The 23381-nt window shown below is 64.5% G+C and carries 18 protein-coding genes and 1 pseudogene; 17 read left to right on the top strand and 2 right to left on the bottom strand.

Going from position 1 to position 23381, the window contains the following annotated elements:
- The first annotated feature begins 14 nt into the window (after positions 1–14).
- The 10 genes and pseudogenes from COCCU_RS10525 to COCCU_RS10480 all read left to right on the top strand — a co-directional run bounded on the left by COCCU_RS10525 (position 15) and on the right by COCCU_RS10480 (position 13235).
- Positions 15–323, top strand: coding sequence for a hypothetical protein (locus COCCU_RS10525; RefSeq protein WP_156231465.1), 309 nt, complete (start codon positions 15–17; stop codon positions 321–323).
- Positions 324–411: 88 nt separating this feature from the next.
- Positions 412–822, top strand: a complete 411-nt coding sequence (gene ndk / locus COCCU_RS10520; RefSeq protein WP_156231464.1) for a nucleoside-diphosphate kinase — start codon at positions 412–414, stop codon at positions 820–822.
- A gap of 367 nt (positions 823–1189) precedes the next feature.
- Positions 1190–4900 (top strand): translation initiation factor IF-2 N-terminal domain-containing protein, encoded by a 3711-nt coding sequence (locus tag COCCU_RS10515; RefSeq protein ID WP_156231463.1) that lies wholly within the window; start codon positions 1190–1192, stop codon positions 4898–4900.
- Positions 4901–5099: 199 nt separating this feature from the next.
- A complete protein-coding gene (gene rplU, locus COCCU_RS10510) occupies positions 5100–5405 on the top strand; it encodes a 50S ribosomal protein L21 (RefSeq protein ID WP_156231462.1) in 306 nt (101 codons plus the stop codon).
- A gap of 48 nt (positions 5406–5453) precedes the next feature.
- Positions 5454–5735, top strand: a complete 282-nt coding sequence (gene rpmA, locus COCCU_RS10505; RefSeq protein WP_156231461.1) for a 50S ribosomal protein L27 — start codon at positions 5454–5456, stop codon at positions 5733–5735.
- 428 nt (positions 5736–6163) lie between these two features.
- The gene (gene obgE, locus COCCU_RS10500; protein ID WP_156231460.1) at positions 6164–7681 is read left to right on the top strand and encodes a GTPase ObgE; all 1518 of its coding nucleotides are present in this window, start codon (positions 6164–6166) and stop codon (positions 7679–7681) included.
- 84 nt (positions 7682–7765) lie between these two features.
- Entirely contained in the window at positions 7766–9013 is a 1248-nt protein-coding gene (proB, locus tag COCCU_RS10495; RefSeq protein WP_156231459.1) for a glutamate 5-kinase, read from the top strand.
- A 53-nt stretch (positions 9014–9066) separates the two neighbouring features.
- Positions 9067–9984, top strand: a complete 918-nt coding sequence (locus COCCU_RS10490) for a D-isomer specific 2-hydroxyacid dehydrogenase family protein (RefSeq protein ID WP_156231458.1) — start codon at positions 9067–9069, stop codon at positions 9982–9984.
- Positions 9985–10042: 58 nt separating this feature from the next.
- Positions 10043–10959: pseudogene (locus COCCU_RS10485) on the top strand (D-isomer specific 2-hydroxyacid dehydrogenase family protein).
- Between the two features lie 989 nt (positions 10960–11948).
- The gene (locus tag COCCU_RS10480) at positions 11949–13235 is read left to right on the top strand and encodes a glutamate-5-semialdehyde dehydrogenase (RefSeq protein ID WP_156232796.1); all 1287 of its coding nucleotides are present in this window, start codon (positions 11949–11951) and stop codon (positions 13233–13235) included.
- 123 nt (positions 13236–13358) lie between these two features.
- Here COCCU_RS10480 and COCCU_RS10475 read toward each other — a convergent pair whose 3' ends face one another.
- Positions 13359–16259, bottom strand: a complete 2901-nt coding sequence (locus COCCU_RS10475) for an FAD-binding and (Fe-S)-binding domain-containing protein (RefSeq protein ID WP_156231457.1) — start codon at positions 16257–16259, stop codon at positions 13359–13361.
- Positions 16260–16530: 271 nt separating this feature from the next.
- Here COCCU_RS10475 and COCCU_RS10470 point away from each other — a divergent pair, with 271 nt between their 5' ends.
- The 7 genes from COCCU_RS10470 to COCCU_RS10440 all read left to right on the top strand — a co-directional run bounded on the left by COCCU_RS10470 (position 16531) and on the right by COCCU_RS10440 (position 22343).
- Positions 16531–17211, top strand: coding sequence for a GntR family transcriptional regulator (locus tag COCCU_RS10470; protein WP_156231456.1), 681 nt, complete (start codon positions 16531–16533; stop codon positions 17209–17211).
- A 118-nt stretch (positions 17212–17329) separates the two neighbouring features.
- The gene (locus tag COCCU_RS10465; RefSeq protein ID WP_156231455.1) at positions 17330–18493 is read left to right on the top strand and encodes a cutinase family protein; all 1164 of its coding nucleotides are present in this window, start codon (positions 17330–17332) and stop codon (positions 18491–18493) included.
- 75 nt (positions 18494–18568) lie between these two features.
- Positions 18569–19459 (top strand): hypothetical protein, encoded by an 891-nt coding sequence (locus COCCU_RS10460; RefSeq protein WP_156231454.1) that lies wholly within the window; start codon positions 18569–18571, stop codon positions 19457–19459.
- 89 nt (positions 19460–19548) lie between these two features.
- Positions 19549–20196, top strand: coding sequence for a nicotinate-nucleotide adenylyltransferase (gene nadD, locus COCCU_RS10455; RefSeq protein ID WP_156231453.1), 648 nt, complete (start codon positions 19549–19551; stop codon positions 20194–20196).
- A gap of 188 nt (positions 20197–20384) precedes the next feature.
- Positions 20385–20852 (top strand): ribosome silencing factor, encoded by a 468-nt coding sequence (rsfS, locus tag COCCU_RS10450; RefSeq protein WP_156231452.1) that lies wholly within the window; start codon positions 20385–20387, stop codon positions 20850–20852.
- Positions 20849–21544, top strand: coding sequence for a histidine phosphatase family protein (locus COCCU_RS10445; protein WP_156231451.1), 696 nt, complete (start codon positions 20849–20851; stop codon positions 21542–21544). The genes rsfS and COCCU_RS10445 overlap by 4 nt, the downstream gene beginning before the upstream one ends.
- A 1-nt stretch (position 21545) precedes the next feature.
- Entirely contained in the window at positions 21546–22343 is a 798-nt protein-coding gene (locus COCCU_RS10440) for a DegV family protein (protein WP_156231450.1), read from the top strand.
- A gap of 83 nt (positions 22344–22426) precedes the next feature.
- Here COCCU_RS10440 and COCCU_RS10435 read toward each other — a convergent pair whose 3' ends face one another.
- A complete protein-coding gene (locus COCCU_RS10435; protein WP_156231449.1) occupies positions 22427–23182 on the bottom strand; it encodes a hypothetical protein in 756 nt (251 codons plus the stop codon).
- Positions 23183–23381 lie beyond the last annotated feature (199 nt).

Raw genomic sequence — 23381 nt, 5'->3', positions numbered from 1 at the left:
GTAGGGTGTGAGACATGCGTGGTCTCTATCTCGGGCTGGCCGCAGTTTTTTGCGTCGCGGCCCTGGCAACCAACTTCTTCGACATCCCCCGATTCATCGCCATCGCCGCCATTGTCATCGCGGGAATCTTCCTGGTGCTCGGACTGCGGGCGACCGCGGAGAACCGGGAGCCCGCCCCCATCGAACTCGATGCGAAGAAGAAAGCCACCATCCGCGCCATGCTCGAGCGTGGGGATGAGGGGGCCGCCATCCGGCAGGTCCAGCTCTGGTTCCGCGACACCACATCCGAAGAGGCCCGGCGAGCCGTGCAGGGAATGGGTTGAGCTGAAAAGGTGCTGCGCTGAAAGCGGGACTCACCCACACCCCGCCCTCAACGCGCTGAGTGGCATGGCCTCAGGTAAACTCTCCGACATGACTGAACGCACTCTCATCCTCATCAAGCCGGACGGCGTCACCAACGGCCACGTCGGCGAAATCATCGCCCGCATCGAGCGCAAGGGCCTGAAGCTGGCCGCCCTCGACCTGCGTGTCGCAGACCGCGCAACCGCGGAAAAGCACTACGAGGAGCACGCTGACAAGCCCTTCTTCGGTGAGCTCGTCGAGTTCATCACCTCCGCACCCCTGATCGCCGGCATCGTCGAGGGCGAGCGCGCCATCGATGCATGGCGTCAGCTGGCCGGTGGCACCGACCCGGTCTCCAAGGCCACCCCGGGCACCATCCGCGGCGATTTCGCCCTGACCGTCGGCGAGAACGTCGTCCACGGCTCCGACTCCCCGGAGTCCGCGGAGCGCGAGATCGGTATCTGGTTCCCGAACCTCTAAATCAACATCTCCCGCCCTCTGGCGGGTAGTGCCCCCCGGGTTTCCTCAGGTTGAGGAGGTCCGGGGGGTTTTTCCATGCCCACCCCAGGGGGACGGCGCCCGGTCAGGGGAGGGGTGCGGCCGGGGCGGGGCGTCGATAAGCGCGGTGGGGCAGCGAACACTGCCCGGGCATTCTGTGCCAGAATGGAACGACGGTCAAGGATGAGGTTCACTCCCCGCAAAGATGATGGGGATCTGTTGAACTACTACCGGGCCGTGTGAAACGCCAGACTTTCAAGAAGAGACCGCAGGAACCTGTGCGGCGGCGGCAGTGGAGAAACTGCCAGCGCCCGGGAACCTCCGCGGAACAATGACATAAGGAGCAAACATGGCAGATTCCGCCAACCCAACTGAAAATGACACCGGGGAAGTAGAGCCGCCGCGCAAGCGCCGCAGCACCCGCAAAACCACCCGGAAGACGAGCACCCCGAAGGCCACCACCCGGGATGACAGCGCGGCTCAGGCTTCCGCCACAGAGGTCAATGAGCAGCCGGTGGAGAAGGCCCCCGTCAAGAAGGCCCCCACCAGGAAGGCCCCGGCAAAGAAGAGCAGCCGCCGCACCCGCAGCAGCACCAGCCCGGCCGCACCGCAGGCTGAAACCACAGCTGAAGCAACCTCACCGGAGGTACCTGCCTCCGCGGTGCTCGCCGCCGATTTCGACCGCTCCCAGCTGACCCCGAAGATGCGGGTCCACGCCCTGGCCAAGCTGCTGGGGATGACCTCCAAGGACCTCATCCTCGCCCTGGATGACATCGCCATGGTCAAGGTCGCACAGTCCACCCTGAGCCTGGAGGAATCCACCAAGCTTCTCGACGCCCTGGGCAAACCCGCCCAGGAAGCACCCGGCACCCTCGATGCGGAGCCGGTGGAGAAGATCCGCCAGCGGGTGGAGAAGAACGTCGCCAATGAGATCCACCAGATCGAGGAGAGGGTGGAACGGGAACTGGCCGAGGTCGCGGAACACCCGGAAACCCAGGAGACCACGGGAGCTGTCGAAACAACCGACACCCCGGCGGAGGAAGAGACCAACGACTTCTTCGCCACCACCCCGGGGGAGGATGAACTCCTGGAGGACATCGTCTCTGAGATCACCCCGGCACCACAGGTGGAACCCGCCTTCCAACCGCCGATCTTCCGCGCCCCCACCGCCGCCGAGGCGGCCGCCGCAGCCAGTGGCGGACAGTCCGCGGAACATGAAAACGAGGATGAGGAAGACGCTTCCAGCAGCGCTTCACGACGCCGTCGTCGCGGCCGCCGAGGCGCCGGCCGTGGCCGCGGTGCCGAAGACAACACCGCAGGCAGTGAAGACCACTTCGACACCCCGGCACCCGAGGTGGAAGAGGACGTCGACAAGCAGCCTCAGGTGGACCCCGAGGAGCCGGCCGAACCGCTCTCCGATGAGCCGGTGGCACTGAAGGGATCCACCCGCCTGGAGGCGCAGCGCCGCCGCCGCACCGAGATGCGGGAGGAGGGCAAGAAGAAACGTCACATCGTCTCCCAGGCGGAGTTCCTGGCGCGCCGGGAATCGGTGGAAAGGACCATGGTGGTCCGGGAACGCAGCCGTCGGGATCACCCCGGTGTGGTCACCCAGGTTGGGGTGCTCGAGGATGAGCTGCTGGTGGAGCACTTCGTCACTTCGGAGGAGCAGGGTTCCCTGATCGGCAATATCTATCTGGGCAGGGTGCAGAATGTGCTGCCTTCGATGGAGGCCGCCTTCATTGATATCGGCAAGGGTCGCAATGGTGTGCTCTACGCCGGTGAAGTCGATTGGAAGGCTGCCGGACTCGGTGGTCGGAGCCGCCGCATTGAGCAGGCCCTGCGCAGTGGTGACCAGGTTCTGGTTCAGGTGACCAAGGACCCGGTGGGCCACAAGGGTGCCCGCCTGAGCACCCAGATCTCGCTGGCCGGTCGTTTCCTGGTTTATGTTCCGGGTGGTCGTTCCGCTGGCATCTCCCGCAAGCTGCCGGCCCCGGAGCGCAAGCGTCTCAAGGAGATCCTCAAGGCCGTGGTACCGGGTGAGGGCGGAGCCATCATCCGTACCGCTGCTGAGGGAGTGTCCGAGGACGCCATCGCCGCCGATGTCAACCGCCTGCACTCCCTGTGGGAAGACATCCAGGAGCGCACCGAGAAGGAGAGGAGCGCCAAGGGTGCCAAACCGATCAGCATGTACGAAGAACCGAATATGCTGGTCAAGGTCATTCGCGATCTCTTCAATGAAGATTTCCAGCGGCTGGTCGTCGAAGGCGACAAGGCCTGGAACCTGGTGCACGCCTATGTGAAGTCGGTTGCCCCGGACCTGCTGGACCGCGTGGTGCGCTACCACGCTGAAGAACATGACAATCAGGATGCCTTCATCCACTACCGCATTGATGAACAGCTGCAGAAGGCGCTCTCCCGCAAGGTGTGGCTGCCCTCCGGTGGTTCGCTGGTCATCGACCGCACTGAGGCAATGACCGTCATCGACGTCAACACCGGCAAGTTCACCGGCACCGGCGGCAACCTTGAGGAAACCGTCACCCGCAACAACCTGGAGGCAGCCGAGGAAATCGTCCGGCAGATGCGGCTGCGTGATATCGGCGGCATGATCGTCGTCGACTTCATCGACATGGTCCTGCCCGAGAACCGGGATCTGGTGCTGCGTCGACTCAATGAGTTCCTCGGTCGGGATCGCACCCGCCACCAGGTTTCCGAGGTCACCTCCCTCGGCCTGGTGCAGATGACCCGCAAGCGCCTGGGCACCGGTCTGCTGGAGACCTTCTCCACCGACTGTGAGCACTGTGAGGGCCGCGGCCTGATCCTTCATGAGGATCCGGTCGAACACGTCGAGGACCGGCCCCTCTACGGCCGTTCCGCTGATAAGCGGGAGGAGCAGAAGTCGGAGCCCAGGCAGGGAGATACCCCGGAAGCCACCGGCTTGGCAGCTGCGACCCGCAGGAAGTCGGAGCCGCAGCCGCACACCGGCACCCCGGCCCGCAGCATCGAGGATCTGGCCGCTGCTGTGGTCATCGTCAATGAGCCCGAGAAGGACACGGACACCAGGGCAGCTGAGCCGAAGCAGCGGGAGCGTGAGCAGGAGCCCGCTAACGCTCGCCGTGGTGGTCGGAGCAGGGGGCGTCGTCGCCGCGTTGAACCGGATGAGGTGAGCAACGGCTCCCGTGGTTCGGAGACCAGGCGGGGTGCGGCAGCTGAGTCGGACACCTCCGAATTGGAGAGCATCGTCGCCGCCGCCCTCAACCTGGCTGAGCAGGAGGACCCGGATGAGCCCAGCGCCGCCGATTATGCCCCGCGACTGCATGAGAAGGCTGTCACTGACTCTGTGGCCACTCCTGAAGCGGCCGCTGAGGCTGTTGCTGCTGTCGAACCGGCGGTAGCCCCGGGGCAGAGCTATGAGGCGGCGGTGGCCGAGTTTGAGGCGTCCCCGCGCCGCCGTCGCCGCACCCGCGGCAACTCCCGTTCTGATCAGCGACCCCAGCCGGAGGACTTCAAGGCATCGGCCAAGGATTCCTCCCGCAGCCGTCGCCGTCGAGGTGCCCAGGGCAGTGGTGATCAGGGCCGAGGTGGGCAGGAGTCTTCGGCTCCGGACACCACCGCACAGCCAACCGTTGTGCAGGACGCTCCCATCCGCGCCACTGCCACGGCTCCGGAACCGGAGGTCCAGGTGGAGCGGGTCGGTTCCTCCGGTGGCCGCGGCCGTCGTCGGGTAGTTCGCCGGGTGGTCAAGCCCATTGTCGAGCAGCCTGAGGTTGCTGAGACGCCACAGAAGCGGCAGCGTGTGGCGGCCCAGCAGGCTGCGGTGCGTGAGGAGAAGGGCGCGCTGAACCGCAGTGGTCGGGGCCGTCGTAGAGTGGTGCGCCGCACCAGCACGACACCGGATGATGGGGGTGCAGGTGTGGATCCGCAGGTTCCGGAACAGCGTTCCGGGCGGCCTGGGGAAGCGCCCGTGCAGCAGCCCCCGGCACCGCAGTCGAAGTCTCGACAGGGTGGGGGTGAAGCGCGTCGTTCCGGGCGTCGCTCCACCCGCAGATCACAGCGTTCTTAGCAGCGGTTTGTTATTTTGCCGCCCCACGCGGTAGTCTTTGACAGTCGCTGTTTTGGGTCCCGTGAGCGTGCTTTCAGTGCGCGATCGAGCCCCCGGTTCTCCGGTTGATCCGAAACGCTATACAGCAATTTTTTTCAGTCCAATCAGGCAGCTGATTCCGGCCGCCTGTGTCGAGTTATAGATAAGGGGTAGCCCTCCTATGTACGCGATCGTCAAGACCGGCGGAAAGCAGTACAAGGTTGCCGAAGGTGACCTCGTCAAGGTCGAGAAGATCGAGGGTGAGCCAGGTTCTGCCGTGGCTCTCACCCCGGTTCTGCTCGTCGATGGCGCCAACATCAAGTCCAATGCTGATCAGCTCTCGGGTGTCAGCGTTGATGCAGAGATCGTCGAGCACACCAAGGGCCCGAAGATCCGCATCATGAGGTACAAGAACAAGACCGGCTACAAGAAGCGCCAGGGTCACCGTCAGAAGTTGACGGTTCTCAAGGTCACCGGTATCAAGTAAGCCCTTCTCGGGCTATCGTCAAGCTTTCTCGCTAAGGAGGGAAACACCATGGCAACTAAGAAGGGTGCCTCAAGCTCCAGCAACGGTCGTGATTCCGAGGCCAAGCGCCTGGGTGTCAAGCGATTCGGTGGTCAGCAGGTCAAGGCCGGTGAGATCCTGGTGCGTCAGCGTGGCACCAAGTTCCACCCGGGTGAGAACGTCGGTCGCGGTGGCGACGACACCCTGTTCGCCCTCGAGGCTGGTGCTGTCAAGTTCTCGACCAAGCGTGGCCGTCGTATGGTCAACATCGTCGAAAATGAGCCGGCAGTCGTCGAGACCGTCGACGCCTAACTCACCTGAGCTTCGGCTCTGTCTGAGTTAAGACTTCATCCCCGGGCACCGGAAGGTGTGCCGGGGATTTGTCTTTTCATCCCGCTCAGTCGGCCCAGCGGATAGTCCCGCTGTGCCACTGGAAAACATCCCGGCGTGAGGAATTTTTCCCCTCACCGCCCAATCGTGGAAGAATCGGGGGTGAATGCGGTCACGATGCTTAACCGAGGCGCCAGGTTGGTACCCCGGGGAAGCCCAACTGACACCGGGACCGCCCACACACCCCGCCATCGAATCAACCACCCCCTGGGGCGTTGGAATGAACGCCCCCGTCGATCTCCGGCATTCACCAGAGTCCCGGTACAGTGCCTCCCTGCAAGTAGCAGGGGGGGGAACGCTGGGCCGGTGAGGGGATCGACCCACCTTTAATCTTTATGGAGGAATCCCCAATGTCGACCCGCTTCGTGGACCATGTGGTCCTGCACCTGCTCGCCGGCGACGGTGGCCATGGTTGCGTGTCTGTCCACCGCGAGAAGTTCAAACCGCTGGGCGGCCCCGACGGCGGCAACGGCGGACATGGTGGTGACATCATCCTGGAGGTTTCCAGCCAGGTACACACCCTCCTGGACTTTCACTTCCGCCCCCACGTCAAGTCGGAGCGCGGCGGTAACGGCGCCGGTAACCACCGCAGTGGTGCCCGCGGCGAGGACATCATCCTGGAGGTGCCGATCGGCACCGTGGTTCGTGGGAATAAAGGTGAGGTCCTGGCGGACCTGACCACCCCGGGCACCCGCTTCATTGCGGCCAACGGAGGTGTCGGCGGCCTGGGCAACGCCGCCCTGGCATCCAACGCCCGCAAGGCCCCCGGCTTCGCCCTCAAGGGCGAGGAGGGGGAGAAGAAGGACCTTGTCCTCGAGCTGAAGTCCATGGCCGATGTCGGTCTCGTGGGTTTCCCCTCCGCCGGCAAGTCCTCCCTGATCTCGGTGGTGTCCGCCGCGAAGCCCAAGATCGGTGACTACCCCTTCACCACCCTGGTCCCGAACCTGGGTGTGGTTGATGTCGACCATGAGACCTTCACCATCGCTGATGTTCCGGGTTTGATCCCGGGGGCCAGCGAAGGCAAGGGCCTGGGTCTGGACTTCCTCCGTCACATTGAGCGCACCGCGGTCCTGGTACATGTGGTGGATGCCGCCACCATGGACCCGGGACGCGATCCGGTCAGCGATATCGAGGCTCTGGAGGCCGAGCTGGCCGCCTATCAGGATGCCTTGAAGGAGGACACCGGCCTGGGCGATCTGCGTGAGCGTCCCCGCCTGGTGGTGCTGAACAAGGCTGATGTGCCGGAGGCTCGCGAACTGGCGGAGTTCCTCAAGGAAGACCTGGAGGAGAAGTTCGGCTGGCCGGTGTTCATCATCTCCGCGGCTGCCCGTCAGGGACTGGACCCGCTGAGGTACAAGCTGCTGGAGATCGTCAAGGAGTCCCGCAAGAAGCGACCCAGGGAGAAGATGGACCACTCCCACACCATCATCCGCCCGAAGGCCGTCAAGGCCAAGGGCAAGGTCCAGGAATTCGAGGTTTCCCCGGACAAGCTCAACCCGGGTGGCTATGTGGTCACCGGTGAGAAGGTGGAGCGTTGGATCCGACAGACCGACTTTGAGAATGATGAGGCCGTGGGTTACCTCGCCGACCGCCTGGCGAAGCTGGGCGTGGAGGGTGCCCTGTACAAGGTCGGCGCCCGGGAGGGGGTTGAGGTCACCATCGGTGATGTCACCTTCGAATGGGAGCCGCTGACCGGTTCCGGTGTTGACCCGACCCTGACCGGACGTGGTCTCGATGCCCGCCTGGTGCGCAATGACCGTATTTCCGCGGCCGATCGTAAGCGCGCCTCCCAGGCCCGTCGTGGTCTGATCGACGAGTATGACTACGGCGACGGTGAAGTAGCTGATCGCCAGCGTTGGGAAGGCTAGTTTTCCCTGAGAGTCGCAGGTTAAAGGAGTCCACCCCACGAATGCGGGGGTGGACTTCATACTTTGCATCTACCATCGGTAGCCATGAATCAGTCCAAAGAACCGATTGACACTGATGCCCTTCTTCCGGTGACCCCATATCAGGACGATGAGCTCTCTGATGCGCTCTTTCCATCGGTCACCGAGGAGACCGCAGGGGGACCTGCCTTCGGCCATGAGTCAGCGATGCGGGAGCGGATCCGCAATGCCAAGCGCATTGTGGTCAAGATTGGTTCCTCTTCCCTGACCACCGAAGATCTCCATGTCGACCCAACACAGATCAACAAGCTCGCCGATGCCCTCCAGGCCCGGATGATCCGCGATAATGATGTCATCGTGGTCTCCTCCGGTGCGGTGGCCGCCGGCCTGGCACCACTGGGGCTGACCCAACGCCCCACCGATCTGGCCACCAAGCAGGCCGCTGCCGCGGTCGGCCAGGTCCACCTGGCCTATGAATGGGGCCGATCCTTTGCCCGTTATGGCCGTAATATCGGCCAGGTGCTGCTGACCGCCTCTGATGCGGGGCGACGCGACCGGGCCAGGAATGCACAGCGCACCATTGACCGGCTGCGTCAGCTGCGCACCATCCCCATCGTCAATGAGAATGACACCGTCGCCACCTCCGAGATGCGTTTCGGTGACAATGACCGCCTCGCTGCCCTGGTGGCCCACCTGGCATCCGCCGATGCCCTGATCCTGCTGTCCGATGTGGACGGACTCTATGACAAGAACCCGGCTGAGCCGGGTGCCCGCTTCATCTCTGAGGTTCGCACCGGTGGAGATCTCAAGGGTGTGATCGCCGGTGATGGCGGCAAGGTGGGCACCGGAGGCATGGCCTCCAAGGTCTCCGCCGCCCGCCTGGCGGCCCGGGGTGGTGTCCCGGTGCTGCTGACCTCGGCGGAGAATATCGGTCCGGCTCTGGACAACGCCCAGGTGGGTACGGTCTTCCATCCCCAGGAGAACCGACTCTCGGCCTGGAAGTTCTGGGCGCTCTACGCCGCTGACAGTCAGGGTACGCTGCGGGTCGACGCCGGTGCCGCCAATGCGCTGAGCACCGGTGGCAACTCGCTGCTGGCGGTCGGTATCAGGGAGGTCGAGGGTGACTTCCGTTCCGGTGAGATCGTGGAGATCTGTGGCCCGGAGGGTGAGATCCTCGGCCGTGGTGAAGTGGCCTATGACTCCGAGACTCTGGTGGGCATGCTGGGTAAGCACACCGCTACTCTGCCGGAGGGGATGCAGCGCCCCGTGATCCACGCCGACTACCTCTCCAGTTACGCCACCCAGGAGGACTGACACCCCCCTGGTGCGGAGTGCCCCCTCCGGCGGCTCGGGATACGCTATTCACTATGAAGTTCACCATGTATCCCGGGCCCTGGCCGAATGTGATCGAGGAGATCGCAGCTGCCGGCCACACCTATGTCAGCGATATCAGGGAAGCCGAGTTCCTGATCTACAACGGCGGCCCCGGCGGGCTCCCCAGCCCGCTGCCGGAGTCGATCGGTTTCATCCAGTATCCCTTCGCCGGGGTGAATCACCTGGTGGAATCCGGGACGGTTCAGCCCGATGTGCGCTGGGCCAATGCCGGAGGAGTGTATGGCCGCCCCGTCGCGGAGATCGCCCTTTCCCTGCTGCTGTCCCAGATGCACCAGATCAAGGCGGCGACCATGAGCGGTTCCTTCCGCAGCCGCAACGCCCTGGATGCCCGCCAGGGTTGGCTCTTCGACAACGCCAAGGTTGCCCTGATCGGAGCCGGTGGGATCGGCACCGCCCTGATCGAACTGCTCAAACCTTTCGGGGTTCACAGCATCGCCGTGAACCGCAGCGGTCGTCCGGTTGCGGGGGCCGATGAAACCTTCGCCATGGCGGAGGCCGGGCATGTCTGGTCCGAGGCGGACTATTTTGTGCTCACCGCACCCCTGACCGAAGAGACCCGGGGCCTGGTCAACGATGAGGTGCTGGCGCAGATGAAACCGCATGCCGTGCTTGTCAATGTCGGCCGGGGCGAACTCGTGGTCACCGATGATCTGGTGGCGGCCCTGACCCAGGGCACCATCGCCGGTGCCGCCATGGATGTCACGGACCCCGAGCCGCTGCCGGAAAGCCACCCCCTGTGGGCCTTGCCGAACTGCACCATCCTGCCGCATATCGCCGCAACGGGGAGGATCGCGCAGAAGATGGTGGCCCCGCAGATCATCGCGAATGCCGCCGCCTTTGAGGTGGGGGAGCGGATGCCCACCGAAGTGGATCTCGAAGCCGGTTATTAGTGGCTAGGGTGGGCGGGAGCTAAGAAAGACATTCATCAGGAAGGATCCAGCACCCCCCATGAAGTTCACGATGCTGCCGGAGCCCTGGGACCACACGGTCACCGAGGTGGAGGCTGAGGGACACCAGTTCGTCCGTGATCTGGATCAGGCCGAGTTCCTGATCTTCACCGGAGGCCCTGATGACTATCCGGAATTGCCCGAGAACATCCGCTGGGTGCAGTTCACCTTCGCCGGGATCGACGCTATCCGCGCCTCCGGCAAACTGCTCCCTGATGGACCCCGCTATTCCAATGCCTCCGGCACCTATGGCAAGCCGGTGGCGGAGTCCTCCCTGGCGCTGCTGCTGGCGGTGCTCCACCAACACAAGACGGTCACCCTGGCGAAGTCCTTCGACTGCCGGGATGAGGTGCTGGAAACCACGGATTGGCTGCATGGCGGAAAAACCGTGGCGCTGATCGGTGCCGGGGGCATCGCGAAAGAGATGATCCCCATGCTCCGGCCCTTCAACACGAAGATCATCGCGGTCAACAACTCCGGCCGGACAATCGAAGGCGCGGATGAGACTTACCCGATGGACCAGGCGGCGGAGGTCTTCGCGGAAGCGGATATTTTCGTGGTGCTGCTGCCCCTGACCGGGCAGACCCACCACTTCTTTGATGCGGAACTCTTTTCGAGGATGAAGCCTGGAGCGGTGATCATCAACGCCGGCCGTGGCGGGCTGATCAACACCGATGATCTGGTGGTCGCCCTGAAATCCGGACAGCTCGGTGGTGCCGGGCTGGATGTCACAGACCCGGAACCGCTGCCGGATGGGCACCCCTCTGGGAGATGCCGAATGTGGTGATCACCCCGCACACCGCCAACACCTGGGAACGGATCCGGAGTGCTGCCGGTGCCCTGACCCTGAACAATGCCCGGGCTCTCCTCGCAGGGGAGCGCATGCCCAATGAGGTGGATCCGGTGGCCGGATACTGAGTGTGGAGAAAACACCACCAGCGTCCCTGCCACCGGTCGAAACCTGGACCCTGAGCCACCCGGAGCGTGGCCAGATCCAGGTTCATATCGGGACGGATCAGCAGCTCCGGGATATTGACCCGGGGTTCCCGGTAGCGGAGAACGGGGAGAACCCGGCCACATCATCCGGGGTCCCGTCGGAGGAGGAATCTGAGGTAGCTGAGCAGGTTTTCCTGGAACAGCAGTTGGCCAAGCTCAGTTCGGATGCCCCGAAACAACGGGTACTGATCATGATCGACGGGGATCCGGTGGGCCGCCTCAAGGATCTGGGAAATTCCAAGCTCTCCCTCAAACCGGATCAGATCGGAAAATTGAAACACGGGGAGTACACCCCACCTTCACCGGTCCTCGAGGCCCCGATGCTCAAGCTCGAGAGCAACCTCATGAACTCCTGGATGCGCAGCATCGTGTTCAAGGCAGAAGGAGAGCCCGGCATCGAGCTGGATCCACCGGAGGGCTCCTTCGCGAACAAACGCCTGGCGGCGATGGCGGCCTCGCCGTGGAAGCGGGTCGTCTACCCGCTGGGCGCCGGACTGGGTAAAGGCGGCTGGGCCTTGGCCAGTCTGATTCTGATCCCCATGGTGATCCGGTTTCTGGAGCCGGTGATCACCTGGATCCGCGAGCTGCTGCCGGACTGGGAGATCAACATTCCCTGGCCTGAAATCAACTGGCCGGAGATCAACATCCCCTGGCCGGACTTCGGTTTTCCGGACTTCACTGCCCCGGACTGGGTGCTCTTCCTTCTGGAGTACTCGAAGGTGTGGGTCCCCATCCTCATCGGTCTGGTGCTGGGCGTGCTCGCCTTGCGTCGGCACCGTAAATCCCAGGAGCTCAAGCGCCGCTGGGCGGCTGGTGAGGCAACTCCGAACCAGGATGGAGCAGACGCCGACCGGCGTGCAACACCCCCACGCAACGGCGAGGGGACGGAGAAGTCGTTATGCTGGGGAGGTATGACGGATGCAACGATCGCCCGAGAAACTGAACGCGAAGAGGTACTGGCCAAGGCCCGGGCCGCCAAGGCCGTGACCCGCACCCTGGCCAAGCTGACCAGCACCCAGAAGAACGAGATCCTGTTGGCAGCCGCCGAGGCACTGGTCACCGCCACCCCGGAGATCCTCGCCTCCAATGAGGAGGACATCGCCGCCGGCCGCGAACGCGGTTTGAACGAATCCCTGATCGACCGACTCAAGCTCGATGCCGACCGCATCGAGGGTATTGCCGGCGGTCTGCGCCAGGTCGCCGGTCTGGCTGACCCCGTCGGTGAGGTCATCGGCGGTCACGTGATGGGCAACGGTATCCAGATGAAGCAGATCCGGGTGCCGCTGGGTGTGATGGGCATGGTCTACGAGGCCCGCCCCAATGTCACCGTGGATGCCTTCGGCCTGGCGCTGAAGGCCGGAAATGTGCCCCTGCTGCGCGGCTCCAAGTCAGCCCGCTACTCCAATGAGAAACTGGTGGAGATCCTCCAGAACGTGGTGGAGAAGTTCGATCTGCCGCGTGAGACGGTTCAGCTGCTGCCCTGCGAAACCCATGACAGCGTGCAGGACCTGATCACCGCCCGCGGGCTGGTTGATGTCGTGATCCCCCGTGGTGGTGCCGGCCTGATCGAGGCCGTGGTCACCGGAGCCACGGTGCCCGCCATCGAGACCGGCACCGGCAACTGCCACTTCTACATCGATGGTGACGTGGACCTGGATTCCGCCATCGAGATGCTGCTCAACGGCAAGACCCGCCGCTGCAGCGTCTGCAATGCCACCGAGGTCGCGCTGCTCGACGCCGCCCTCTCAGATGCCGATAAACTCAAGGTCGTCGAAGCCCTTCAGGAGGCGGGAGTCACCGTTCACGGCAAGGTTTCCGAGCTTGAGGCCTTCGGCGCCACCAAGGTCGTCGAGGCCACCGAGGAGGACTGGACTGATGAGTACCTCTCCTTCGACATCGCCGTTGCAGTGGTCGACGGGGTGGATGCCGCGATTGAGCACATCGCCAAGTACACCTCCGGTCACACCGAGGCCATCGCCTCCAACAATGTCTTCACCATCCAGAAGTTCGCCGATGAGGTCGATGCCGCAGCAGTGATGCTCAACGCCTCCACCGCCTTCACTGACGGTGAGGTCTACGGCATGGGTGCTGAAATCGGTATCTCCACCCAGAAGCTGCACGCCCGCGGCCCGATGGCGCTGCCTGAGCTGACCTCCACCAAGTGGATCCTGCAGGGCACCGGCCAGATCCGCCCCTAGTTGCTCACCGGCCGGGCATAATCGGCTCCAGACCCGCTCACCGGGGGAGACAATGATCTCCCCGCCGTGAGCGGGTCTTTTGTCTGCCCCGGAAAGTCGGTGGAGCCTAAGATCCCGGGTTTCCTAACGCGGGGATGTCAGGCCCCCTGGGGCAACAGCCTTGGCCAGGGCCTCCAAAACATGGGTGTAGGGCTGCCCGGTGGCCCGGCTCATCCCGATCTCACAGGTGCGGTTACAGGAGGCATGTGCCCCCGCCCCAAGCTCCGCGACCTCAGCGGCCTCCGGGGCGGTGGCGGCGGCCGTCAACTCGGGGTGCAGCATCCCGCGGTCCCCGGCGAAACCACAACAACCCCAGGCAATCGGGGTGTGCACCTGCGCCGCGGCCGCCTGCGCCACCAGCTGCAGATCCCCGTCCAATCCCAGATGCTTCGAGGAGCAGGTGGGGTGCAGCACCAGCTCCGGCAGCGGATCGGTGACCTCCAGGGCACCCAGCAGATGGTGGGCGGTGAAAGAGACCGCATCCAGCACCGCCACCTCCTCCTCAGCCAGGATCTTGGCAAAACCCTCGGTGCAGCTGGCGGCATCACTGATCACCGGCAACTCACCTTCCCGGGTGGCATGACGGATGAAGTGACGCACCCTGGCGGCCATGGTTTCATGTCCGGTGGCCATCCCCTTGGAGGACCAGGGGGTGCCACAACAGATCGACTCCACTCCACCCGGTACCAGAAGGGTCACCCCGGCCTCGACCAGGAGCTTCCGGAAGGCCTCGGTGACTCCAACCTCACCCTCCTCGGGGCCGAACATGGAGTTCACACAGGCCGGCAGATACACCCCCGCAACTGTGGTGTCGGGACCCGGCGCGGCCCCGAAGAAACCTTCATGACCCCTGCGGGCGCTGCCACCGGCGGGCAGTCCAGCCTCATAGCGGGGTACAGTCTCGGTGCCCATCACACCCCGGGCTATCTCGCTGGCGCCCCGGACCATGGGGGTGGGTAATTTTTGTGCCACATGCAGCGCGGTCGCACCGATGCGGGTGGCAGGGCCCCAGGCTCGGGCGGCCAGGTCCCAGCCGAGATCCTCGATCCGGCCCCGGTTTTCCTGCCTCAACCTTTTGACCAGGTCGCCGGTGTTGATCTGCACCGGGCAGGCGGTCTGGCACATGCCGTCCACCGCGCAGGTCTGTATCCCGTCATAGTCGTAGTCTTTCTCCAGCTCCTCGATGAAGGCCTGATCACCCCTGGCCCGGGCTTTGGCTTCGGCGCGGCGGACCACGATCCGTTGCCGCGGGGTCAGGGTCAGCTGCCGGGAAGGGCAGACCGGTTCGCAGAAGCCGCATTCCACGCAACGTTCGGCCTCTGCCTCGATGGTTTCGGTGACCTTCATGTTCCGGATGTGTGCGCCGGGAGTCTCGTCCAGGATCACGCCGGGGTTGAGCATCAGGCCCGGGTCGATGGCTGCCTTGAGTTCGAGCATCACCTCATAGAGCTCATCGTTGTACTGACCGCGGACGTAGGGTGCCATGGCGCGTCCGGTGCCGTGTTCGGCCTTGAGGTTGCCGTGGAAGCCCCACACCATCTCGGCCATCCCGTCAATGAAGGTTTCATAGCGGAGCAGGGATTCCTCGGTGTCGAAGCGGTCCCCGATCACGTAGTGGAGGTTTCCGTCCTTGGCGTGGCCGAAGATCACGCCGTCCTCGTAGCCGTGTTTTTTGAAGAGCTGTTGCAGGGACTGGCTGGCTGCGGCCAGGTCCGGGACGGGGACGACAATGTCCTCGAGCAGGGCGGTGGTGCCGGGGCGACGTGCCCCGGCAACGCTGGCATAAAGACCTTTGCGGAAATTCCAGGCCGAGTTGCGGTTGGCGGCATCCGGGCTGAAGGTGGCGGGGGAGTGTAGTTCCACCCCGCCGAGTACCTCGGTGCCGAGTCGGGTCAGCTGCGTCAGCTCTTCCTCTTCATCGGCGTGGTATTCAATGAGGAGGGCGGCCTGCTGGTCCACCTCGAAGCCGTTGATGGCCGCCGGGGTGTCCGGCAGGGTTTGGCCGACCCGGATGGAGGTGGCGTCCATCAGTTCCAGGGTGGCGGCCCCGGTGTCCACCAGGGCGGGCAGCACCCTGGCACCGATCTCCAGGGTGGGGAAGACCGCGAGGGTGGTGGTGGCCAGGCGGCTGATGGGGACGGTCCGGAAGATGGCCTCCGAGACGAAGGCGAGGGTGCCTTCGGAGCTGATGATCAGGTGGACCAGCAGGTCCAGCACATTATCGAAGTCCAGGAAAGCGTTGAGACCATAACCCATGGTGTTCTTCATGGCGAACTGGCGTTTGATGATGCGCACCGACTCCGGGGTGGAACGTACCCTGCGCTGCAGTCCGATCAGGGATTCCACAAGTTCCGGCTCCAGCGCCCGCAGCCTGGTCTCCGCATCTGCGTCGGCGGAGTTGATCACGGTCCCACTGCTGAGCACGAACTCCATGGACTCCAGGGTGCGGTAGGTGTTGAACTCTGTGCCACAGGCCATGCCGGAGGAGTTGTTGTTGATCACCCCGCCGATGGTGGCGGCTCCCTCGCTGGCGGGGTCGGGGCCGATCTTGGAGCGGTAGGGGGCCAGCTGGGCGTTGACCTGTCGGACGGTTGCGCCGGATTGGGTCCAGACCCGGGTGCCGCCATCCAGGACCTTGATGGCGCGGAAGTTTTTCCGGACGTCGATAAGCAGACCTTCGGTGCTGCCCTGACCGGCCAGGCTGGTGCCACCGGAGCGCAGGGTCACCGGGGTGTGGCTCTCACGGGCGGCCCGCAGGATCTGCCCCACCTCCTGGGCGCTGTGGGCGATGATCACCGCCTGCGGGGTCTGGTGGTAGTGGGAGGCGTCGCTGGCGTAGGCGACCCGGTCGATCAGGCGGGTGCGGATTCGTTCCGGGTCGGCGACCGCCTCGCAGATGCGCTGGTCCAGGGGTGGGGCCTGCAGGTCGGGGATGCTGTTGTGCGGGGTGTGGTGTGCGGCGCTGGATGCGGTGGCGGTCGACATGGTTGTGGTCCCTGTCTGGTGTGGGGCGGTCCGGGGGTGTGGAGGTGTTGGGGAGGTGCCTGGAAAAGTTGTTCAGCAATATGACTGGATTGTTCAACAAGTATGAAATAGCTTTAGGGGTGAGTCAAGTCACATTTGTGAGGTGTGTGGGAGGTTGGCCTCTTCTTCCTCGAGCTCCCCCCCCCGGGGAATTTCGAGGGGGTGGGGAACCCCTGGGTGGAACCTGGGGAGAGGGAACAGGAACCAGCACAGTTTGAGGAGGGGAGCGGAGATGGTTGCGGAGATGGTTCATTCCGCCGCGGAACAGGTCGGTGCGGACCTGCGGCGTCGGGTGCTCACCGGGGAACTTCCCCCGGGTACCCCGCTCGGGGAGGTCTGGTTGGCGGCGGAATATGAGGTGTCCCGGGCTACCGCCAAAACCGCCATCGAGACCCTGGTTTCCTCCCGGTTACTGAGCCGACAGGCGCACCGCAGTGCCCGGGTCACGGTGCTGAGCAGCGGGGAGGTGGAGGATATCTACCGAACCCGGGAGCTCATCGAATCCGAGGTGGTGCGTCGACTGGCACAGCTCCGCATGGTGCCGGAGGCAGCTCGGGAAGCCAATGCTGAGATCCGCTCCCTGGCCGGGGTGGCTCCGATCCAGCTGGTCGAACCTGATGTGCGCTTCCACTCCGCCTTGGTGGAGTCCCTGGCCAGTGCCCGGACCACCGCCATCTACCGGGGGCTCAGTGATGAAATCAGGTTGTGCATGATCCAGGTTCAGGGTGCCACCCTGCTGGAGGAGGGGGCCATCGCCCAGGAACATGAATTATTGCTGGAGCTGATTGCGCAGGGGTCGGAAGCCCTGGCGGTGCGGTTGTTGCAGGAGCATATTTCCCGTTCCCGCCGTTTGCTCAGCGCCCGGTTGCGGGCCGCCGCCACTGGAATCCGGGGCGGCGACAGGGTGTTGTGAGATTTCCGGCCCATGTCGGACGCTGTCCCAGAGGGTCGTTCTATGATGGGCCTGAGACTGGGGTAGAAGGGCGGATCGCCTCCCGCACGGTCCTGGGAATGAGACGAAGGAGCCTGTGATGTCGGGAAATGTGAAGAAACGGGTTGCGGCGGCTGCGGTGTTGTTCAGCGCCACCCTGCTGGCCACCACCCCAGGTATGGCCGGCGCCCAGTCCGGGCCCGGCAGTTCGCTGAGCAGTCTGGGCAGTTCCGGCAGCTCGCAGAGCAGTTCTGAACTCTCCGCTTTCTCGGAGTGGCTCAGCTCCTCGGATCAGGAACGCCGGGACAGGTACCTGCATGAGCAGGTCGACGCGGGGAATATTGCCCGGCTGGTGGCTGAGGGACATCTGCGTCGTCTGGTGGAACTGGGGTATGTGGAGAAGCTGATCATGGCCGGTTTCATCGATGAGCTGGTGGAGATCGGCTACTACGAACCAGCCATCGGAATTGAGGAATCCGGGGTCTGCCCCGCGGTGGTGGTGATCACGGGGCGGGGGAGCGGACAGAACTTTGTTCTCGTGCCGACTCGCTACTCCGACAACGCCCCCTGGGTCTCCAATGGTCGGGAGGCGGAGACCTGGCGACGCTTCTTCCACGCTGCGGAGGCCCAGTACCAGCTGGATCATCCGGGGCAGTCCCTGATGGAGGATGTCTATGTGCTGGGACTGGATGAAAGTCTCTACCCGGCCACCCATATCCGCCCCACCCAGGATCTCTCGGATGCCGGCAGCAGTGCAGGACAGGTGATCCAGGAGACCGCCAGCGGTTTCTTCGACAGTGTGGAACGAGGCACCAAAGGGGTGAAGGCAGCGGTGGGGATGGTGGAGGACACCGGTTGCTCCCCGCAGTACATTCTGGCCGGCTACTCCCAGGGGGCGGCCGCCCTGGCGCATGCGGAGGAATCGCTGGCGGAGCGCGGTACCCTGGCCGGGGCGATCTATCTGGGCAACCCCCTGCTGGAAACGGGCAGCCCCTGGCTGGTCGGGGAGGGAGCCAAGGGCGGCGGGGTGCTGCGGATCCAGGGACCGACCTCCGGGGAGCTGGCAGCCACCGAGAACCGGGTGGAGTACTGCCTCCACGAGGACCTGGTCTGTGACCTGCGCTTGGCCACCTCCTCGGTGGCTGCTTCCGGGATCATGGGCACCCACCTGCAGTACTTCACCCAGAATCCGGCACACCGCACCGATGATGAGGCTGTGCTGCGTACCTTCGCCACCTGGGTGGATGAGGTACGCGGGAACTGACCCCGCCCCCAGATCCACCGCCCCGGATACCCTGGCCACAGTGATGGTGAAAATCTCTGCGCAAGGAGCTGGGCAATGCGAAAACTCGGGGCTGTCCTGGTGGCAGTACTCACCACCTGGTGCTTGACGACGCCCCCGGTGACCGGGGCGTCGATAAGCGCGGCCGGGTCAGCCGGGGAGCTGATGGGTAGTTGCCCGGCCGTGGTGCTGCTGGTCGCCCGCGGCAATGATGCCGAAGCGAGTTTCGAGCCCCGCCGCTATGGCGGCGCAGCGGGCTTCTGGTCCAACGGCCGGGAAAGCACCCGGATCGGTGACTACCTGGAGCTGGTGGAGCAACGCTACCGGCAGACCCATGGGGGAGCTTCTCTTCTTGATGATGTGCAGGTCCACGGGGTGCCGGAGCAGTATTATCCGGCCGATATCCCCCTGCCGGAGGAGGGCAAGGACGGGGAGCTGAGCGACCTGTTCAGCAGCGCCGGAAAGCTGGTCCCGGCGGTGGCCGCCGGTGTACGACGCGCCATGACAGCCGGCGCCCAAGGCCCCAGGCAGGCCATCACCGCCTATGAGACAGACACGGGCTGCACCCCGAAGTACCTGCTTTTCGGCTACTCCCTGGGGGCCCTGGTGCTGCCCCAGCAGGAGCAGTGGCTGGCCGAGCGGGATCAGCTCGCCGGGGCGGTCTACCTCGGCAGCCCCTTCCTCCGTGACACCGGGGCGGAGGTGATCGGTGTGCCGGGGTACACCACCGGGGCATTGCACTGGTTTGAGCCTGCCGCCCACACCCCCAACCGGATCCATTACTGTCTTCCCGATGACCTGGTCTGTGATCCTTCCCCGCAGGCGGTCAGCCGTTCCCTGCAGGAGGACGGCGGTGGCCCCCACGCCAACTACTTCCGCCAGCTCGGTGACAGCGGACAGCTGGCACTGGCCGATGCCCTGGGAGAATGGGTCGACCAGGTCCGCTGAGGGGAAGCCATCGGCCCCAGGGGGAGGGGGTGGGGAGGGGACGGCACCCCCGATACTGTCGGCCCCCGGCGCGGATATACTTCCGGGCCATGAGCGACTCCACTTCCGCCTCCACCAGCACCCGGCCCCGCCGCCTCGGGATCATGGGTGGCACCTTCGACCCCATCCATCACGGACACCTGGTCGCGGCCAGTGAAGTGGCGAACCGTTTCGACCTGGACTCGGTGATCTTCGTGCCCACCGGCCAACCCTGGCAGAAGGCGGAGCGGAGGGTCAGTCCGGCGGAGGACCGCTACCTGATGACGGTGATCGCCACCGCCTCCAACCCACGTTTCACCGTCAGCCGGGTCGACATTGACCGTGGTGGGCCGACCTACACGGTGGACACCCTCCGGGACTTGGCCGCCCACTATCCCGGGGCCGAGCTCTACTTCATCACCGGGGCAGACGCGATGCACAGCATCATCACCTGGCGGGACTGGGAGAAGATGTTCGACCTGGCACACTTCGTCGGGGTCACCCGGCCCGGTTATGAGCTGCACACCGACATCATCCCCGAGATCCACCGGGAAAGAGTTTCCCTGGTGGAGATCCCGGCCATGGCGATATCCTCCACCGACTGCCGGAAACGTGCCGCCGAGGGGCGCCCCGTCTGGTACCTGGTGCCGGATGGGGTGGTCCAGTACATCGCCAAAAGTGATCTCTACGCCGCCGCCCCGGAGCCGCACACCAGCTGATCCCGGCAGGGATGGGTGCCGCCTCGGGGAGCGCGGAGGTGACCGAGCGGGTTAATCTGGGTGGGAAAACCCACGACTTTAGCCCGTGACTAGGAGAAACCGGCGCATTCGTGGAAAACTGGTGGATAACTCGTATCTGCCCGCATACCCGCGGGGGATCCGAAACCACAAGCTAGTAAAGGACCCATGTGACTGTTACCCAAGAATCCCTGCGCCTGGCCACCATCGCGGCCCTGGCCGCCGATGAGAAGAAGGCCGACAACATCATCGTGCTGGACGTCTCTGATGTCCTGGCGATTTCCGATGCTTTCGTGATCGCCTCGGCAGACACTGAGCGCCAGGTCCGCGCCATCGTCGAAGAAGTCGAGGAGAAGCTCACCGAGGCCGGCATCGAGCCGATCCGCCGTGAGGGAAACCGCGAGAACCGCTGGGTGCTGCTGGACTACGGCATTGTCGTCGTGCATGTCCAGCGTCAGGCCGAGCGTGAATTCTACGGCCTGGACCGCCTCTACCGTGACTGCCCGGTCATCGCCATCGAGGGTCTGCCCGAGGCCAGCCGCCCCGGTGAATTCGGCGATGAAGTTGATGTCCGCAACGTCAGCTCCATCGACGAGATCCCCCTCGCCGAGCAGGAGCCGGAGGTTGAAGAGGAATGACCCGCCGCCTGATCCTGCTCCGACACGGGCAGACCGAATACAACGCGACCCGCCGTATGCAGGGCCAGCTGGATACCGATCTGTCCGACATCGGTCGGGCTCAGGCACAGCGAGCCGCAGAGTTGCTGCGCTCCGAGGGCATCTCCCGAATCATCTCCTCCGACCTGACCCGGGCCTTTGACACCGCCACCGTCGTGGCCGAATTTCTCGGCATCGGGGTCAGCACCGACCGCCGCCTGAGGGAAACCGACCTGGGGCAGTGGCAGGGACGTTCCCATGCCGAGGTCGACACGGAACTCCCCGGGGCACGTGCCCTCTGGCGCCATGACGCCACCTGGGCCCCGCCCGGCGGGGAATCCCGGGTGCAGGTCGCCAGACGGGCCCGTCCCGTCATCGAGGAGCTGATGAGCGACTTCCAACAGTGGGATGATTCCGCTGTCCTGGTGGTTGCCCACGGGGGCACCATCTCCGCACTCACCTCCAGCCTCCTGGGCCTGGAGGTGTCCCAGTACCCCATGTTCTCCGGGTTGGGAAACACCAACTCCTCCCGGCTGAGCGCACGCCCACGTTTCCTCCCGGGAAGCAATGATGCCGATGGAGAATCCGAGCCGGACCCCCTCAGCGCCCGATTCCACAGCGGCAACGTCAACGACGCCCAGTGGTACCTGGACGGCTGGAACGTGGGGGCCTGATATGGCGGTCCGCATCGTCACCGACTCCTCCGCCGGGCTACCGGCGGGGGTCATCGAAGAACTCGACATCACCGTGGTGGACCTCCACGTCATGCGGGGTGAGGAAACCTCCACCTCCGGACTGTCCTCCCTGGAATTGACCGCGGCTTATGCCCGCCAGCTGGAACGCGGTGGAGATGATGGGGTACTCGCCCTCCACCTGTCCAAGGAACTCTCCTCCACCTGGTCCGCTGCGGTGACCGCGGCCGCCGTCTTCGATGACACGGTGAAGGTGATCGAGACCGCGTCGGTGGGAATGGCGGTGGGGGCTGCCGCCATGGCAGCCGCCAAACTTGCCCTGGAAGGTGCGACCCTGGCGGAATGCCAGGACATCGCGGAGGACACCCTCAAACGTTCCGGCACCTGGATCTACCTCCACCGCCTGGATGAACTGCGTAAATCCGGCCGGATCTCCACCGCCACCGCAGTACTCTCCACCGCCCTGGCCACGAAACCGATCATGAAGGTCAACAATGGTCGACTGGAACTGGCGGGCATCACCCGCACCCAGGTCAAGGCCTTCATCAAACTGGTGGAACTGGTGCGGGAACGCGGCACCGAGAAACCCGCCTTCGTGGCCATCCAACACCGCAACACCCCCGAATCCGCGGACAAGCTGGAGGACATGCTGACAGAGGCACTGCCCGAAGGATCCAGTTTCATGATCCTGGACCTGGAGGACACCCTTGCGGTCCACACCGGTGATGGGGCCGTCGGGGTGTCGGTGATCTTCGGGGACCACCCCGAGGGAGCCGACTAGCTTCTCCCCGGGGGGTTTCCCCCGGTGGGACGCTGGTTCCGGATCCCCCAGAATGGGGCGGCTCTTTTCCGCTGCCCGTTTTCCTAGCGGCTGCTGTTCTCGGCGGTGCTGACCCACTCATCGATGAGGGCGCCCACCCGTCGGGCAGGAGCATGGTCCTCGCTGCAGCGATAAGCCCGCAATGCCGCCAACGCCTCCTCGCTCAGTGATTTCCACTCGGCGGTCGGCATCGGGCAACCCCGTTCCCTGAGCATGCCGTGAAAACCACACAGCTGGCGTAGCAGAACCCGTTCCTCAGCGGACAGTGACTGCTCGCCCACATAGAGCACCGGCAGTTCCTCCAGGGTGGTACCCAACTCCTTCTCCAGAGCCTGACGGGATTGCGTGATCTGCAGCTGGGGTCTCCCTGCCGCGCGCAGCAACCCCTTGAGACTGACACCCACACCCAACGCCCCGGGAAGCAACGAACCCGTCACCCAGGCCCCTCGAACCCAGCCTGGGATGTCCCGCCCAACCCTCCCACCGGAGAGGGGGAGGGCGGTGAGCAGGAATGCCGCTGAGATCCCCAACCCCAGGAACAGGGGGCCGCTTTCACCCGTCAGGGAGGAGAACTTCAGCGGCAACCCCTCCGGCTGATGTGCGGCGGCCTCAATCAACTCCTCCGGGGAGGTGGCCACCCCGGCGGCCTCTCCCCGCAACAGCTCAGCAGCAGAGGGACGGCCGCTGAAGGTATGGAAATCATGATGAGCCAGCACCATTCTGACCGCCGGGAAAGCTGCGGCAGCCACGACCTGAGGATCAAAATCAGGCTGCGGGGACTGTGCTGCAGAAAACGTCACAAACGGCTCCTTCAATTCCGAGGGGGTTGCACCCCATCAAAGCACAGGCACCGGACCGAGGTGGGAAGCTTTCCCACCTCTGTCCGAGAACCCGCAAACGGGTATCTGAACTGACCCGCTCACGCCCGAAAGGTCGGGTTCTCCACAGCCGCGGCCTGGAAGGAGAAGTTATCCACAGCCATTTCAGCTGCACAATGGC

This window comes from Corynebacterium occultum, assembly GCF_009734425.1.
Lineage (GTDB): Bacteria > Actinomycetota > Actinomycetes > Mycobacteriales > Mycobacteriaceae > Corynebacterium > Corynebacterium occultum.
Note: the sequence above shows the minus strand (reverse complement) of the source record. Positions and strands in the feature narration are given on the sequence as shown.

Bases quoted from the DNA above. Each gene is read 5' to 3' on its own strand.
- COCCU_RS10525 (WP_156231465.1), top strand. From the start codon at position 15: ATGCGTGGTCTCTATCTCGGGCTGGCCGCAGTTTTTTGCGTCGCGGCC.
- ndk (WP_156231464.1), top strand. From the start codon at position 412: ATGACTGAACGCACTCTCATCCTCATCAAGCCGGACGGCGTCACCAAC.
- COCCU_RS10515 (WP_156231463.1), top strand. From the start codon at position 1,190: ATGGCAGATTCCGCCAACCCAACTGAAAATGACACCGGGGAAGTAGAG.
- rplU (WP_156231462.1), top strand. From the start codon at position 5,100: ATGTACGCGATCGTCAAGACCGGCGGAAAGCAGTACAAGGTTGCCGAA.
- rpmA (WP_156231461.1), top strand. From the start codon at position 5,454: ATGGCAACTAAGAAGGGTGCCTCAAGCTCCAGCAACGGTCGTGATTCC.
- obgE (WP_156231460.1), top strand. From the start codon at position 6,164: ATGTCGACCCGCTTCGTGGACCATGTGGTCCTGCACCTGCTCGCCGGC.
- proB (WP_156231459.1), top strand. From the start codon at position 7,766: ATGAATCAGTCCAAAGAACCGATTGACACTGATGCCCTTCTTCCGGTG.
- COCCU_RS10490 (WP_156231458.1), top strand. From the start codon at position 9,067: ATGAAGTTCACCATGTATCCCGGGCCCTGGCCGAATGTGATCGAGGAG.
- COCCU_RS10480 (WP_156232796.1), top strand. From the start codon at position 11,949: ATGACGGATGCAACGATCGCCCGAGAAACTGAACGCGAAGAGGTACTG.
- COCCU_RS10475 (WP_156231457.1), bottom strand. From the start codon at position 16,259: ATGTCGACCGCCACCGCATCCAGCGCCGCACACCACACCCCGCACAAC.
- COCCU_RS10470 (WP_156231456.1), top strand. From the start codon at position 16,531: ATGGTTGCGGAGATGGTTCATTCCGCCGCGGAACAGGTCGGTGCGGAC.
- COCCU_RS10465 (WP_156231455.1), top strand. From the start codon at position 17,330: ATGTCGGGAAATGTGAAGAAACGGGTTGCGGCGGCTGCGGTGTTGTTC.
- COCCU_RS10460 (WP_156231454.1), top strand. From the start codon at position 18,569: ATGCGAAAACTCGGGGCTGTCCTGGTGGCAGTACTCACCACCTGGTGC.
- nadD (WP_156231453.1), top strand. From the start codon at position 19,549: ATGAGCGACTCCACTTCCGCCTCCACCAGCACCCGGCCCCGCCGCCTC.
- COCCU_RS10445 (WP_156231451.1), top strand. From the start codon at position 20,849: ATGACCCGCCGCCTGATCCTGCTCCGACACGGGCAGACCGAATACAAC.
- COCCU_RS10440 (WP_156231450.1), top strand. From the start codon at position 21,546: ATGGCGGTCCGCATCGTCACCGACTCCTCCGCCGGGCTACCGGCGGGG.